Consider the following 15,230-nt stretch of genomic DNA (forward strand, 5'->3'; position numbering starts at 1 on the left):
GTTGCGCTCGGTGCGCCTCAGCGCAGCGCGGAATGGGCCTCCGCAGCCGCCGATGCCGCAGCAGCGCGCAGATCCTCGATGCCCGGGCCCGCTCCCAGCACCGCCCGGGAGGTTGAGGCCAGGACCTGGCGGCGCGCCGCCCCGAAGACCCGCTCCAGCTCCCGTGCCCCGGCGCCCTGGGCCCCCACGCCGGGGGCCAGGAGCGCACCGCCACTGGCCCGCAGGTCGATGCCCAGATCGGCCACCGCGCTGCCGATGGTCGCTCCCACCACCAGGCCCACGCTGCCCAGGATCCCGGCTGCGCGCGCCGGGGCGTTGGAGATTCCCGCGGCCTCGGCGATGGAACGGGCCACGGGCAGGCCCTGCGGGTCGCGGGCGTGCTGGACCGCGGCCCCCTCAGGGTTGGAGGTCAGGGCCAGGACGAACACACCCCGCTGGTTGCTCTCGGCCAGCTCCAGGGCGGGGGCCAGGGCCCCGTAGCCCAGGTAGGGAGCCAGGGTCACGGCGTCGGCGGCCAGGGGGCCATCGCCCAGGTAGGCCTGGGCGTAGCCGGCCATCGTGGAGCCGATATCGCCGCGCTTGACATCCAGGATGGACAGGGTTCCGCCATCTCGAAGGGCGGCCAGCGCCTCCTCCAGAACAGCGATGCCCGCGCTGCCGTGGCGCTCGAAGAAGGCCGACTGCGGCTTGACCGCGGCCACCCTCCCGGCCAGCGCCTCGGTGGTGCGCAGGGTGAAGTCGCGCAGACCCGCGGGTGAGTCGGCCAGGCCCCAGGCGCGCAGCAGTCCGGGATGAGGGTCGATTCCCACGCACAGGGGACCGTGAGCGTCCATGGCCTCACTGAGACGGGCGCCGAAGGGCAGAGTGCCCGGAGTGCCCGGGAAGGCTTCGTGGTCCTGGATCACGCGACATCCTCCTGCGTGGTCGTCTTGGCGCGGCGCGCCGCGCGGTCGGAGTTGTGGCTTTGGAGGCTGCGCACCCGCAGCGGGCCGCGCAGCTGCGCCTCGAGGGCCTGGACGGCGGCCTGCAGCTGGTGAACCGTGGTGATGATCGGCTTGCCGGCGCTGGTGGTGGCCGCGCGAATGGAGTACCCGTCGGCGCGCGCCCCCTGCCCGCGCGGGGTGTTGACGACCATGTCGATCATGTCGGACTCGATGAGGTCCACGATGGTCATCTCTCCATGGTCGCCGGCGCCCTGACTGACCTTGCGCACGGCGGCCGCCGGGATGCCGTTGCGGCGCAGCACCTGGGCGGTGCCGGCGGTGGCCAGGACGGTGAAGCCCATCTCCGCCAGGCGCGCCACCGGGAGGATGACATCCCGCTTGTCGCGGTCCGCCACGGAGACGAACAGGGTGCCCTCATCGGGCAGGCCGCCGTAGGCGCCGTCCTGGGACTTGGCGAAGGCCCGTGGGAAGTCGACGTCGTACCCCATGACCTCCCCGGTGGATCGCATCTCGGGGCCCAGGACCGTGTCGACGACCCTGCCCTCGGGGGTGCGGAAGCGTTTGAAGGGCAGCACCGCCTCTTTGACGGCGATGGGGTCGCGCGGGTCGGAGACCCCGGCGTCGACGCCGGGCAGCACGCCCGATTCCCGTAGGGAGGCGATGGAGTGGCCGACCATGACCAGGGAGGCGGCCTTGGCGAGCTGGACGCCCGTGGCCTTGGAGACGAAGGGCACGGTGCGGCTCGCCCGTGGGTTGGCCTCGATGACGTAGAGGGTGTCACTCATGAGCGCGAACTGAATGTTGATCAGTCCGCGCACGCCGACGGCAGCGGCGATCGCCTCGGTGGAGTGGCGGATCCGGGTGATCTCGACATCCGACAGGCTCATGGGCGGCAGCACGCAGGCCGAGTCGCCCGAGTGGATGCCCGCCTCCTCGATGTGCTCCATGACTCCGCCCAGGAAGAGCTCGGTGCCGTCGTAGAGGGCGTCGACGTCGATCTCGATGGCGTCGTCGAGGAAGCGGTCGATGAGCAATGGGCCACTGGTCCAGGCCCCGCCGGTCTCCTCGGCGGCGCGGTGCAGGTAGTCGCCAAGGCCCTCGGCGGTGTAGACGATCTCCATGCCCCGTCCCCCCAGGACGTAGCTGGGGCGCACGAGCACGGGGTAGCCCACCGACCGCGCCACCGCCAGGGCCTGAGCGTCAGACATGGCGGTGCCGTGCGCGGGAGCAGGCAGCCCCGCAGCGTCCAGGACGACGCTGAAGGCCTCCCGGTCCTCGGCCATGTGGATGGCCTCGGGGCTCGTGCCCAGCACCGGCACGCCGGCGGATTGCAGCCGGGCGGCCAGGGACAAGGGGGTTTGGCCGCCCAGTTGCACGATCACACCGGCGACCGGGCCGGCCGCCGCTTCCGCCTCATAGACCTCCATGACGTCCTCGAAGGTCAGAGGCTCGACGTAGAGGCGATCCGAGACATCGTAGTCGGTGGAGACCGTCTCCGGGTTGCAGTTGACCATGACCGTCTCGTAATCCTCGGCCAGGGCCATGGTGGCGTGAACGCAGGAGTAGTCGAACTCGATGCCCTGGCCGATCCGGTTGGGCCCCGAGCCCAGGATGAGGACCGCTTCGCGCCGGTGCGGTGCCACCTCGGTTTCGGTGTCGTAGGTCGAATAGTGGTAGGGCGTGCGCGCGGCGAATTCGGCGGCGCAGGTGTCGACGGTCTTGTACACGGGCCGCAGACCGAAGGCGTGGCGCAGTTCACGGATGGTGTCCTCCCCCATGCCCCGCAGCGCGGCCACCTGGGCGTCGGAGAAACCATGTCGCTTCGCGGTGGTGAGGATGTCGCGGGTCAGGGCCGGCGCCTCGCGCAGCTCCCGAGCGATCTCCTCCAGGAGCAGCATCTGGTCGAGGAACCAGGGGTCGATGCGGGTGCGCTCGTGGATCTGGCCGAGATCGGCCCCGCCACGCAGCGCCTGCTGGAGGTCGACGAGTCGCCCTTCGGTGGCAACGGCCAGCCCGGCCACGAGCTCGGCGGTTTCCTCGGGCCCCGGGGGCGGGCCGTCCCAGTGGAAGGCCGCGCCCTTCTTGTCGATGGAGCGCATGGCCTTCTGCAGGGCCTCGGTGAAGCAGCGGCCCACGCCCATGGCCTCGCCAACGGATTTCATCGTGGTGGTCAGGGTCGGATCGGCTCCGCGGAACTTCTCGAAGGCGAAGCGCGGCACCTTGACGACGACGTAGTCCAGGGTCGGTTCGAAGGAGGCTGGAGTCGAACCGGTGATGTCGTTGGGGATCTCATCGAGGGTGTAGCCCACCGCCAGGCGCACGGCGATCTTGGCGATGGGGAATCCGGTGGCCTTCGATGCCAGGGCGCTGGAGCGCGACACGCGGGGGTTCATCTCGATGACGATGATCCGTCCCGTGGCGGGGTCGACGGCGAACTGGATGTTGCAGCCGCCGGTATCCACCCCGACTTCACGGATGACGGCGATGCCCACGTCCCGCAGCCGCTGCATCTCGCGGTCGGTCAGGGTCAGAGCCGGAGCCACCGTGACGGAGTCGCCCGTGTGCACCCCGACCGGGTCGAGATTCTCGATGGAGCACACGACGACGACGTTGTCGGCGGTGTCGCGCATGAGCTCCAGCTCGTACTCCTTCCAGCCCAGGATGGATTCCTCCAGGAGCACCTCGGTGGTGCGGGAGGCCGCCAGGCCCTGTCCGCAGATCCGATCCAGGTCGGCCTCGTCGAAGGCCACTCCGGAGCCCAGTCCGCCCATGGTGAAGGAGGGGCGCACGACGACCGGGTATCCGCCGAGTTCCGCCACGCCCGCCCGGCACTCCTCCATCGTGTGGGCGATGACCGAGCGGGCGACCTCGGCGCCGCAGCGCTCGACGACGGCCTTGAAGGCCTCACGGTCCTCCCCTGCGTTGATGGCATGGGCGCTGGCGCCGATGAGCTCTACGCCGTAGCGCTCCAGCACACCGGATTCCACCAGACTCATAGCCGTGTTGAGGGCGGTTTGACCGCCCAGGGTGGGCAGGAGGGCGTCGGGCCTCTCCATGGCGATGATGGAGGCGACGACCTCCGGGGTGATGGGCTCGACGTAGGTGGCGTCGGCCAGCTCCGGGTCGGTCATGATCGTGGCCGGGTTGGAGTTGACGAGGATGACGCGGATGCCTTCGGCGCGCAGGACCCGGCAGGCCTGGGTACCCGAGTAGTCGAACTCGCAGGCCTGCCCGATGACGATTGGTCCCGATCCGATGACCAGCACAGAGGTGATGTCGGTGCGCAAGGGCATGTCAGGGGGCCTCCTGGCGGTGGTCGGCGCGATGGGAGACCATGAGATCGACGAAGCGGTCGAAGAGGTGCTCGCCGTCGTGCGGTCCCGCGGCCGCCTCGGGGTGGTATTGGACGGAGAAGGCCGGCAGGTCCAGGGCCCGCAGGCCCTCGACAACGCCGTCGTTGAGACCGAGGTGGGAGACCTCGACGCGCCCGTAGCGGCCGGAATCATAGGGCGAGACCGAGGGCGCCTCGATGGGGGCGTCGACGGCGAAGCCGTGGTTGTGGGCGGTGATCTCAACCCGGCCGGTGGCCCGATCGAGCACCGGCTGGTTGACGCCGCGGTGCCCGTAGGCGAGCTTGTAGGTGCCGTACCCCAGGGCCCGGCCCAGGATCTGGTTGCCCAGGCAGATCCCGAAGAAGGGGATTCCCGCGTCGAGCACGCCGCGCAGCAGGTCGACTTCATGGCCCGCTGTGGATGGATCGCCCGGGCCGTTGGAGAAGAAGACGCCGTCGGGCTCCAGGGCGAGCAGTTCGGCCAGGGTCGTCGACTGGGGCATGACGTGGACGCGCACGCCCCGTTCGGCCAGCTGGAAGGGGGTGCGGGCCTTGATGCCGAGGTCCACGGCGGCGACCACCGCCACGGGCTCCCTGCCGGCGAAGTCCCCTGAGGGCTCGACGACGTAGCCCCGCGGGGTGCTCACCTCCGCGGCGAGGGCCTGCCCGGCCATGAGGGGCGCGCTGCGCACCGCGTGCAGGCAGATCTCCACCGCCGCCGCGGAGGGGCCGGCGGGGTCGTCGGCCCCGGCCGGCAGTGCCGCGCCGGAGAAGATGCCGGCGCGCATGGCCCCGCGCTCGCGCAGGTGCCGGGTCAATGCCCGGGTGTCGATCTCGCACACCCCCACCACTGCGGCCCCGCGCAGCTCGTCCTCCAGCTCGCGGCGGGCCCGCCAGGAGGAGGCGCGGCGCGCCGGGTCGCGCACCACGTACCCCGCCACCCAGATCCGTGAGGATTCTGGGTCCTCGTCATTGACGCCCGTGTTGCCGACGTGCGGGGCGGTCATGACGACGATCTGGCGGTGGTACGAGGGGTCGGTGAGGGTCTCCTGGTATCCGGTCATGCCGGTGTTGAAGACGATCTCACCGAGGGCGCGACCCGACGCGCCGTAGGCCTTGCCGCACAGGACGTAGCCGTCCTCCAGCACGAGCAGGGCGGTGGAGCGGGTGCGCGCATCGGGTGGCGTCCCCGCGGTCGACATCTCAGGCGTCCCGCTCGACGGGCAGGCCCTCCAGGACGGTGGGGCGCCCGTGGAGGAAGGTGGCCTTGACCTGTCCGGGAAGCTCCATTCCCGCGTACGGGGTGTTGGTGGAGTGCGTCCACTGGGCGGCGCCGTCGACGGTGCGGCGCACCTCGGGGTCAACCACGGTCAGGTTGGCCGGGGCGCCGACCTCGATGCCCCTGCCCTGATCCTCCAGCGATCCGATGCGCGCGGGAACCTCGGACATGGCCCGAGCCAGGTCGCGCCAGCTCATGCGGCCGGTGGAGATCATGGTCTCGATGAGCACGCTCAGGGCGGTCTCCAGGCCGGTCATGCCGAAGGCGCCGGCGGCCCACTCGCAGTCCTTGTCCTCCACCGGGTGGGGGGCGTGGTCGGTGCCCACCACGTCGATGGTCCCGTCGGCCAGGGCCTCGCGCAGGGCCTCGACATCACCGCTGGTGCGCAGTGGCGGGTTGACCTTGTACAGCGGCGAGTAGGTGCGCGCCAGCTCATCGGTCAGGAGCAGGTGGTGGGGGGTGACCTCCGCGGTGACCTGGATCCCACGGGACTTGGCCCAGCGGATGATCTCCACGCTGCCGGCGGTCGAGACGTGGCAGACGTGGAGGCGCGAGCCCACATGCTCGGCCAGGAGCACGTCACGGGCGATGATGGACTCCTCGGCCACGGCCGGCCAGCCGCGCAGGCCCAGCTCTGCGGACAGGGCGCCCTCATGCATCTGTGCGCCCTCGGTCAGGCGCGGGTCCTGGGCGTGCTGGGCGATGACGCCGTCGAAGGCCTTGACGTACTCCAGCGCCCGGCGCATGAGGACGGGGTCCCACACGCACTTGCCGTCATCGGAGAAGACCCGCACGCGGGCCTCGCTGGCGGCCATGGCGCCCATCTCGGAGAGCTGCTCGCCGCGCAGCCCCGCCGAGACCGCGCCCACGGGGTGGACGTCGACCCAGCCGGCCTGACGACCCAGGCGAAGGACCTGCTCGACCACGCCGGCGGAGTCCTGGACCGGGTCGGTGTTGGCCATGGCGAAGACCGCCGTGTAGCCGCCCACCGCGGCGGCGCGGGTGCCGGAGAAGATCGTCTCGGCGCTCTCACCGCCGGGCTCGCGCAGATGGGTGTGGATGTCGACCAGGCCGGGCAGGGCGACCAGCCCGGCGAGGTCGTGGGTGGTGGTGCCCTCGGGGGCGTCGGCGCGGGCCTGGGGCCCGATCGCGGCAATGGTCCCGTCGGTGATGAGGATGTCGGTGGGGTCCTCGCCGTAGGGGCGCAGGCCTGTCAGGAGGTGGGAGGTCACAGCTGGTTCCCTTCGTCGGCGAGGAGGAGGTAGAGGGCGGCCATGCGCACGGAGACGCCGTTGCCGACCTGCTCGATGATGCGCGAGCGCGGGTCATCGGCGGCCTCGGCGGTGATCTCCAGGCCACGGTTCATCGGGCCGGGGTGCATGACGATGGCGTGGTCGGGCATGGCCCGGCGGCGGGCCAGGTCCAGGCCGTAGGCACGCGCGTACTCGGCCGGGCTGGGGAAGAAGCCCCCGCCCGCGGCGCTCATGCGCTCGCGCTGGACGCGCAGCATCATGACGGCGTCAGGGCGCAGCTCGGCGATGGAGGCATCCAGGTCGTAGGACACCGCGCAGGGCCAGTTCTCCATGCCCACGGGCAGGAGGGTGGGCGGGGCCACCAGGGTGACCTCGGCGCCGAGCGCGGCGAGCATGTCCACATTGGAGCGGGCCACGCGCGAGTGCAGGACATCACCGACGATGATGACCCGCGCCCCGGCCAGGTCTCGTCCCCGTGGCGCCGGGGATCCGTCGGCCCCGCCGGGGCTGGTCGGGTCGTACCAGCGGCGCAGGGTCATGGCATCCAGCAGCGACTGGGTGGGGTGCTGGTGGGTGCCGTCTCCCGCGTTGAGCACGGGGGCGTCGATCCAGCCGGCGTGGGCCAGCAGGTGGGCGGCGCCGGAGGCGCTGTGGCGCACCACGACGGCGTCGGCCCCCATGGCCTGGAGGGTCTGGGCGGTGTCCTTGAGGGACTCGCCCTTGGACAGTGAGGAGCCCTTGGCCGAGAAGTTGATGACATCGGCGCTCAGGCGCTTGGCCGCCGCCTCGAAGGACAGGCGGGTGCGGGTGGAGTCCTCGAAGAAGAGGTTGACCACGGTCTTGCCGCGCAGGGTCGGCAGCTTCTTGACGGCCTGGCGCTGAGTCGCGGCCATGGCCTCGGCGGTGTCCAGGACCATGACGACCTCGTCGTGACTCAGGTCCTTGGCGGAGAGCAGGTGCTTCATCGGGTGGCCTCCTGAGCGCTGGCGGGGATGATGGTCACGGCGTCCTCCTGCGCGCCGAGCTCGGTCAGCGAGACCACGACCTTCTCCGAGCGGGAGGTGGGCAGGTTCTTGCCCACGTAGTCCGCGCGGATCGGCAACTCGCGGTGCCCGCGGTCCACCAGGACGGCGAGCTGGACGGCGCGCGGCCGCCCGATGGCGCCCAGGGCGTCCAGGGCCGCGCGGATGGTGCGCCCGGAGTACAGGACGTCGTCGACCAGGATGACGATCTTGTCGTCGATGCCGGTCTCGGGGATGCGGGTGGGGCTCGGGACGCGGATGGGGTGGCGTCCCAGATCATCGCGGTACATGGTGATGTCCAGCGTGCCCACGGGAATGTCGACTGCGGGTGCGCCCTCGGGCTCCTTGGCCGCGGCGACGGCGAGGGCCTCGATGAGCCTGCGGGCCAGCGGCACTCCGCCGCTGGGAATGCCCAGGACCACGATGTCCTTGCCCCCGCCGTTGTGCTCCAGAATCTCGTGCGCGATGCGCAACAGGGAGCGGGCGATGTCGGGCGGGCCGAGAATGCCCTTGCCCTGGGGTGGTGCGCCAGCGGCGCCTGACAGATGTTCGGCCATGAGAGGCCCCCTTCCCCGCCTCACAGGACGGATTTAAAGGATGTCTGGCAGGCGCCACTCTAGCGCCCGAGGAACCGGGGCGCGCGCCGCGACCGCCATCTGGGAGCGGGTCGGTGCGGGGCCTTGATCACACGATTGCGACCATGGACAAGATGAAGGCCCAGGGCATGGAGGATCGCGCCCAGGGAGGATACCTAGCGCGGGTGGGCGCGGTGCTCAGCGGGATCCGGAGCGCTGGCGCAGCACGTCGGCCAGCGACAGGGGCTGACGCCCCGTCAGGCGCTCGACGTCGTCGCTGACCGCTGACAGCTCGCCCGAGGCGATAGCGGTGTACGTGCTCACCCAGGCCTCAACCTCCCAGTCCGCAGCGCCGTAGTGGGCGCGCGAGGCATAAGCCTCCTCGACTGTCTCCTCGTGGTAGGTCACCGGGCGCCCGGTGACCTCGGAGATGATCTGGGCCGCCTGGGCCATGGTGAAGGCCTCGGGACCGGTCAGGTCGTAGGCGGCGCCGGCATGGTCGCCCTTCCCCGATGCCAGGTCGAGCAGTACGGCGGCGGCGCAGGCGGCGACGTCGTCCCGGGCCACGGCCGCCACCCGGCCCTGTCCCGCCGGGCCGGTGATGGCTCCCTCCGCGGCGAGCTCGATGAAGAAATCGGCGTAGAAGGAGTCGCGCAGGAAGGTGAAGGCCATGCCCGAGTCCCGCAGGGCCTGCTCTGTGTGCCAGTGGGTGCGCGAGAGCGTGAAGGTGGCCCGGGGCGAGGCCGCCAGGAAGGAGGTGTAGACGACATGGCGCACGCCCGCGGCCGCGGCCTCGGCGATGAAGGCGCGGTGCTGCTCCAGTCTGTCCTCGGATTCGGCGGCCGAGACCATGAGCAGGGCATCCACTCCCTCCAGCGCCGCGCGCACCGCGGGCCGGTCGCCATACTCGGCCACAGCCACGTCATCAGCCCACTGCGGCGCCCGGGAGGCATCGCGCACCAGCAGCCGGGGGCTCAGACCACGGGCGCGCAGCAGATCGACCACCATCCCGCCGATCTTCCCCGTGGCGCCGGTCACGGCGATGATGGGCATGGATGCGGCCTGCGTCACTGCGCTCATGCCCCGTTTGTAGCACACCACCGGCGCATCTGGGAGTGGGCCGCAACCGTTAGCATCGGGGCATGTATGTCCCGCGCCACTTCAGCCTTCCCCAGGACTATGCCACCGCGCTGCTGTCCCAGGTGCGGGTGGGCAATCTGGTGACCGCTCATGAGGACGGGCCGGCCGCCACCCTCGTGCCCTTCTACCTCGATGAGGATCGGGGCGCCCTCATCACCCACCTGGTGCGCAACAACCCGCAGGCCAAGCAGCCGGCCCTGGGCCGGGCGCTGGTCATCCTCGATGAGGCCGATGCCTACGTCTCCCCCCACTGGTACGCGACCAACGCCGTCAAGGCCAATGTGCCGACCTGGGACTACATCACCCTCCACGTGCGCGGTCCGATGAGGATCAGCCAGGACCCGCGGGCGGCCCTGGAGGCCGCCCGCGAGCTGACGCTGAGGATGGAGTCGGCCGCGACCCTCGATGCGGTCGGCCAGGACAACCTGGAGGCCATGGCCCGGGCCATCGTCGCGGTGGAGGTGGAGGTCGAGCACATCGAGGGCAAGGCCAAGATGAGCCAGAACCGCCACCCCGATGACATCCGCAGCCTGATGGAGGCGCTTGAGGAGCAGGGGCAGACCACGATGGTGGACTTCCTGCGGGATGTCAGCCTTCCCTACGCCGAGCAGCGATTCGCCACGATCGAGCGCCTTGAGGGCGCGCGAGCGGCGGTCAGTGGTATCACGAGTATCACGGGCCGACCGTCGGGGCGCACTCCCTGAGGGCGCGGGGCCCGCAGGAGCCCCGCCCGGCTGCGCGCTCCCCCGCCTGGGTCCTACCTCAGGGTCTCCGCCAGATCGCCGATGCGGCCCAGGAGGCCGCCGAGGAAGCGGGGTGAGTCGTCGGTGGAGAGCATGCGGCTCAGCGTCATCGCCTCATCGACGGCCACCGGCGGGTCGATCTCATCGTTGTGGACGATCTCCCACGTGGCGATGCGGGCGATGGCGCGGTCCACGGCGGGCATGCGCCCCAGCGTCCACCCCTGGGCATAGGTCTCGATGGTCTCATCGACCTGCTCGAGATGATCCGCCAGGCCGGCCAGGATCTCCCGGGTGTACGCGGGCGCCTCGGTGTGGTTGGCCGAGTGCAGTGCCCGCTCGGCGGCGAAGTCGCGCAAGCGCTGGCCGGCATCCGAGGCCGGGTCCTGCTCATCCCGCCCACTGCGCCTGGCGGGGATCATGCCGCGCTGATCGGCCTCGTAGAGGATCTCGACGGCGCGGCGCCGGGCCTTGGTGCGAGCCGTCACCGGATGCTTGATGGCACTCGTCCTCGGCTCGGGTGCGTCGGGAGACGACTCGGCACCCTCGGCACCCTCGGCGCTGAGCGCCGGGGCGCCGGGCCGCCCGGCATCAGGGAGGTCCTGGGCCATCAGTCGGTGACGCGGGAGATGTAGGTGCCCGAGCGGGTGTCCACCTTGACCTTGTCCCCGGTGTTGAGGAAGAGCGGCACCTGGATCTCAGCGCCGGTCTCAACAGTGGCGGGCTTGGTTCCCGCCGAGGAGCGGTCGCCCTGCAGGCCGGGCTCGGTGTGGGAGACGGTCAGGACCACCGAGGCGGGCAGCTCGACGAAGAGCACGGTCTCCTCGTGGAAGGCCACGATGACATCCTGATTCTCCAGCATGAAGGTGGCGGCCTCCCCCACCGTGGAGGCAGGCACATAGGTCTGCTCGTAGCTGGTGGTGTCCATGAAGACGTAGTCCTCGCCGTCCTTGTACAGGTACTGCATGTCGCGGCGGTCCACGGTGGCGGTCTCGACCTTGAGGCCGGCGTTGAAGGTCTTGTCCACGGTCTTGCCCGACAGGACGTTCTTGAGCTTGGTGCGCACGAAGGCCGGGCCCTTGCCGGGCTTGACGTGCTGGAACTCAACCACCTGCCACAACTGTCCCTCGAGGTTGAGCACCAGGCCGTTCTTCAGGTCATTCGTTGTTGCCACAGGCGGATTCCTCACTGTTGGGTGACGTGGACGGATGAGCGGAGTCTACCGCGTCGGCGCAACCGCCCCTCGGGGCGCTGCGTGTCAGGCGGGTCACGGGGGCCTGGCTCAGGCGCCGAGCAGGCCGATGATGGCAGCGGCGGTCTGCTCAGGGCTGGTCGAGGCGGTGCTGATCACGGTCTCGGCCACGTCCCGGCAGGCGGCCTCGCGGGCCCTGAGCATCTGGGTGAACTGGTGGTGGACGGGGCCCAGCGCCACCGAGCGCGGCGCGTCCAGGCCGTTGCGGGAGGTCAGGACGCGGATGGGGGCGCCCAGGGCGATGATGCGAGCACCACGATCACGTGCCTGGATCAGCGCGCTGCGCACCGTCTCATCGCCCAGGCATCCGGACCCCAGGGCCAGGACGGCGCCCTGGGCAAGGACCTGCTCCAGCGCCAGCAGCGCCGTGGCGGACTCGGTGCGCCGGTAGTCGGGCTCGGGGACGGCGACCAGCGCCGTGCCCGGCTCGACGCCCAGGGCATCGGCGGTCAGTTCGGCGAGGTCGGCCAGCGGTGAGCCGGTCAGCTCCGCCAGGGCGCGGCCGACGCTGCTGCAGCCGGCGCCGGGAGGGCCGGTCAGGATGATGCCGGCCGCCGTTGTCACGATGCCGCCTCCTGGGTGACGGCCTGGTGGGCGTGCTCCAGAAGCGCCTCCTCGGGGGCGGCGCAGCGCACCGGATGGGCGATGGCGTCGAGAAGAACCATGCGCAGTCCTCCGGCGCGCACCTTCTTGTCCGAGCCCATGATCTGCGCCATCTCCCGCCAGCGCCCCGCCCCCTGAGGGAAGGTCGTGGGCAGGCCGACGGCGCTAAGGGCCTGGCGGTGCAGCGCCAGGGCGTCGGAGTCCAGGCGGCCGGCGCGGTTGGCGGCCTCGGCGGCGAAGACGCAGCCCACGGCCACCGCCTCCCCATGGCGCCAGGTGTAATCGGTGAGCCGCTCGACGGCATGGGCGTAGGTGTGCCCGTAGTTGAGGATCTCGCGCAGGCCGGCCTCGGCCAGGTCCTGGGAGACGACGGCGGCCTTGACCGCCACGCAGCGGGCCACCAGCTCGGCCAGCACCGGCGAGTCCCACACCAGGCAGTCGGCGGGGTCGGCCAGGATCCGGTCGAGGATGACGGGGTCGGCGATGAAGCCGCATTTGATGACCTCACCCAGTCCCGCCCTCAGCTCCTCGACGGGCAGGGTCTCCAGGGCCCGAAGGTCGGCGATGACAGCGGCCGGGGTGTGGAAGGCGCCCACGAGGTTCTTGCCCGCCTCGGCGTTGATCCCCGTCTTGCCGCCCACTGCGGCGTCGACCATGGCCAGCAGGCTCGTGGGGGCCTGAACGACGGGCACGCCGCGCAGCCAGGTCGCTGCGGCGAAGCCGGCCAGATCCGTGATCGCCCCTCCTCCCAGGCCCACGATGAGGCCGTCACGGCCCATGCGCATCTGCCCCAGCTCGCCCCAGATCCGGTCCAGGACGGCCGTGGTCTTGGCCTGCTCGCCGTCGGGCGCCTCGATGCTGTTCACGCGCAGCCCCGACTCGCTCAGTGCCGCCTGGCAGGCCCCGGCTGCGGCGTCCAGCGAGGCGCTGTGGATGATGGCCACGCCCCCGGCTCCGCGCCCGGGGGCCTGGGCGACCGCCTCGATGAGCTGAGGCGTCAGGTCGTGGCCGATGACCACCTCGTAGGGGGCCGGACCGCCGACCTGAATGCGCCGTCTCCCGTGGGCGTCGACCCCGGGCAGCTCCGGCGTGATCAGGCCGTGCCCCTCCGCCTCGGCTCGGCGGCTCCTGGCTCCTGGAGCAGGGGCGGCCCGGGTGGTGGGCGCCGGCTCGCTCGCCGGCTCGCCGGAGCGCTGATGCTTGGTGGCTCCCATGGCGGACAGGGCCCGAGCCGTCTGGGGGGCGTCGGCTCCCAGGGCGACCAGGATGAGGGCGGCGACCTGCTGGGGGCTGAGCCCGTCGGTGGGAACGGTCAGGGAGGCGACCTCGGTGTAGAGCGGGAAGCGCTGCTCGTGCAGGGTCTCCATCAGGGCCAGGATCGCATCGGGGGTGGCGCCGCCGGGGCCCTCCTGGGCCGCCCGGGCCTGGTCGGAGTCGGCGCCGGGCTTGACCACGGGCCTGCCGGCGCCGTCGCCCACATGAGCGGCGGCGGTGGCCGGGGATGCGCTGAGATGGATGACGGTGCGCCCCGACAGCAGCCGGCGATTGCTCTGGCGCAGCACGGCTCCCCCGCCCAGGGCGATGACGCCCTGGGCCGCGGCAGGCGAGTCGAGGACGGCCAGCATGGCCCGGTACTCCCGATCCCGGAAGCCCTCCTCGCCCTCGGTGGCGAAGATCTCCGGGATCGTCATGCGCGCCCGACGCCGGATCTCGGCGTCGGTGTCGGTGACCTGGACCCCCAGTGCTTGGGCGAGCAGGCGCGCGACGGTGGTCTTGCCCGCCCCGGGCAGTCCCACCAGGACAAGGGGAAGCTGGTCATCGCTCAGGGCGATCTCGGGCATGTGATGCCAGGACATGATTGTGCACTCCTCACCACTGGGTGCGCGCGGCGGTGCGCGCCAGGTAGGCCTCCAGGTTACGCCGGGACTCGGGCAGGCTGTCGCCCCCGGTCTTGTCCAGCAGCGCATCGGCCAGGACCAGGGCCACCATGGCCTGGGCGATGACGGCGCCGGGAACGACGGCGCAGGTGTCTGAGCGCTGGTGCAGGCCGGTGGCCTCCTGGCCCGTGGCCAGGTCGATGGTGCGCAGGGCACGCGGGACGGTGGAGATCGGCTTGTAGGCGGCCCGCACGCGAAGCGGCGAGCCGTTGGAGATTCCCCCCTCGATCCCGCCGGCCCGATTGGATGCCCGCTCGATCCGCCCCTGGTCGACGGACAGGATCTCGTCGTGAGCCTGGGAGCCCGGCAGGGCCGCCTGGGCGAAGCCCTCGCCGATCTCCACGCCCTTGACGGCCTGGATCCCCATGAGCGCGGCGGCCAGGCGCGCATCCAGCCTGCGGTCGGCCGCCACGTGGGAGCCCAGGCCCACCGGGACGCCCTCGGCGATGACCTCGACCACGCCTCCCAGCGTGTCGCCGGCCTTCTTGGCCGCGTCGATGTGGGCGACCATGGCGGCGCTGGTGGCCGGGTCCGTGCAGCGCACGGGATCGGCGTCCAGGCGCTCGCCGTCCGCGGGGCCGGGGGCCGGGGCGTCCTCGGGCAGGGCCACCGTGCCGATGCGCACCACATGGCTGACCAGGCGGATGCCGGCGATCTGCTCCAGGAGGGCCTCGGCCACCGCGCCCAGGGCCACCCGGGCCGCAGTCTCGCGCGCCGATGCCCGCTCCAGGACCCCGCGGGCGTCGGGAAGGTCGTACTTGAGGATGCCGGGCAGATCGGCGTGGCCGGGCCGGGGCTTGGTCAGGGGCCGGTTCCGGGCGATCTCGCGCTCATCACCGGTGCCCGCATCGATGAGCAGCTCGGCGGGATCCACCGGGTCGGGGCTCATGACCGTCGACCACTTGGGCCACTCGGAGTTGCCGATCAGCAGGCTGATGGGGCTTCCCAGGGTCCTGCCGTGGCGGATGCCGCCCAGGACCCTCAGCTCGTCGCGCTCGAAGGCCTGGCGAGCGCCGCGGCCGTGCCCCAGGCGGCGCCGGGCGAGTGCGGCGCGGATCATCTCGCTTGTCATCTCGATGCCGGCGGGCACGCCGTCGATCATGGCGGTCAGGGCCTCGCCGTGAGACTCACCGGCGGTCATCCATCGAAGCATG

General features: G+C 71.5%; 13 protein-coding genes. 1 reads left to right on the forward strand and 12 read right to left on the reverse strand.

What is annotated here, in order from left to right; genetic code table 11:
* Positions 1-17 precede the first annotated feature (17 nt).
* From pyrF to EL266_RS09755, 7 genes are all read right to left on the reverse strand, one after another.
* The gene (gene pyrF / locus EL266_RS09725; RefSeq protein WP_051281347.1) at positions 18-902 is read right to left on the reverse strand and encodes an orotidine-5'-phosphate decarboxylase; all 885 of its coding nucleotides are present in this window, start codon (positions 900-902) and stop codon (positions 18-20) included.
* A complete protein-coding gene (gene carB, locus EL266_RS09730; RefSeq protein WP_026427463.1) occupies positions 902-4,237 on the reverse strand; it encodes a carbamoyl-phosphate synthase large subunit in 3,336 nt (1,111 codons plus the stop codon). Before carB ends, pyrF begins: the two co-directional genes overlap by 1 nt.
* A gap of 1 nt (position 4,238) precedes the next feature.
* Positions 4,239-5,477, reverse strand: a complete 1,239-nt coding sequence (gene carA, locus EL266_RS09735) for a glutamine-hydrolyzing carbamoyl-phosphate synthase small subunit (protein ID WP_051281327.1) — start codon at positions 5,475-5,477, stop codon at positions 4,239-4,241.
* 1 nt (position 5,478) lies between these two features.
* Positions 5,479-6,786: a dihydroorotase gene (locus EL266_RS09740; protein WP_026427465.1), complete on the reverse strand. Its 1,308-nt coding sequence runs from the start codon at positions 6,784-6,786 to the stop codon at positions 5,479-5,481.
* A complete protein-coding gene (locus tag EL266_RS09745; protein ID WP_026427466.1) occupies positions 6,783-7,772 on the reverse strand; it encodes an aspartate carbamoyltransferase catalytic subunit in 990 nt (329 codons plus the stop codon). The genes EL266_RS09740 and EL266_RS09745 overlap by 4 nt, the downstream gene beginning before the upstream one ends.
* Positions 7,769-8,386 carry a bifunctional pyr operon transcriptional regulator/uracil phosphoribosyltransferase PyrR gene (gene pyrR, locus EL266_RS09750; RefSeq protein ID WP_026427467.1) on the reverse strand — a complete coding sequence of 206 codons (618 nt, stop codon included), beginning with the start codon at positions 8,384-8,386 and terminating at the stop codon, positions 7,769-7,771. Before pyrR ends, EL266_RS09745 begins: the two co-directional genes overlap by 4 nt.
* A gap of 216 nt (positions 8,387-8,602) precedes the next feature.
* The gene (locus tag EL266_RS09755; RefSeq protein WP_084500955.1) at positions 8,603-9,484 is read right to left on the reverse strand and encodes an SDR family oxidoreductase; all 882 of its coding nucleotides are present in this window, start codon (positions 9,482-9,484) and stop codon (positions 8,603-8,605) included.
* A 62-nt stretch (positions 9,485-9,546) separates the two neighbouring features.
* On the opposite strand from EL266_RS09755, the gene EL266_RS09760 reads away from it, so the two are divergent.
* Complete coding sequence (locus tag EL266_RS09760; RefSeq protein ID WP_051281328.1) at positions 9,547-10,248, forward strand: FMN-binding negative transcriptional regulator; 702 nt, start codon at positions 9,547-9,549, stop codon at positions 10,246-10,248.
* 53 nt (positions 10,249-10,301) lie between these two features.
* On the opposite strand, the gene nusB is transcribed toward EL266_RS09760, so the two are convergent.
* The 5 genes from nusB to aroC all read right to left on the reverse strand — a co-directional run bounded on the left by nusB (position 10,302) and on the right by aroC (position 15,229).
* Positions 10,302-10,895, reverse strand: a complete 594-nt coding sequence (nusB, locus tag EL266_RS09765) for a transcription antitermination factor NusB (protein WP_084500957.1) — start codon at positions 10,893-10,895, stop codon at positions 10,302-10,304.
* Positions 10,895-11,458: an elongation factor P gene (gene efp, locus EL266_RS09770; protein WP_026427470.1), complete on the reverse strand. Its 564-nt coding sequence runs from the start codon at positions 11,456-11,458 to the stop codon at positions 10,895-10,897. Before efp ends, nusB begins: the two co-directional genes overlap by 1 nt.
* A gap of 108 nt (positions 11,459-11,566) precedes the next feature.
* Positions 11,567-12,100 (reverse strand): shikimate kinase, encoded by a 534-nt coding sequence (locus EL266_RS09775; RefSeq protein WP_026427471.1) that lies wholly within the window; start codon positions 12,098-12,100, stop codon positions 11,567-11,569.
* Positions 12,097-13,995, reverse strand: coding sequence for a 3-dehydroquinate synthase (aroB, locus tag EL266_RS09780; RefSeq protein WP_026427472.1), 1,899 nt, complete (start codon positions 13,993-13,995; stop codon positions 12,097-12,099). The genes EL266_RS09775 and aroB overlap by 4 nt, the downstream gene beginning before the upstream one ends.
* 13 nt (positions 13,996-14,008) lie before the next feature.
* On the reverse strand, positions 14,009-15,229 hold the full coding sequence (gene aroC / locus EL266_RS09785) for a chorismate synthase (RefSeq protein WP_026427473.1): 1,221 nt from the start codon (positions 15,227-15,229) through the stop codon (positions 14,009-14,011).
* Position 15,230 lies beyond the last annotated feature (1 nt).

This window comes from Actinomyces slackii (assembly GCF_900637295.1).
Classification (GTDB): Bacteria; Actinomycetota; Actinomycetes; order Actinomycetales; family Actinomycetaceae; genus Actinomyces; species Actinomyces slackii.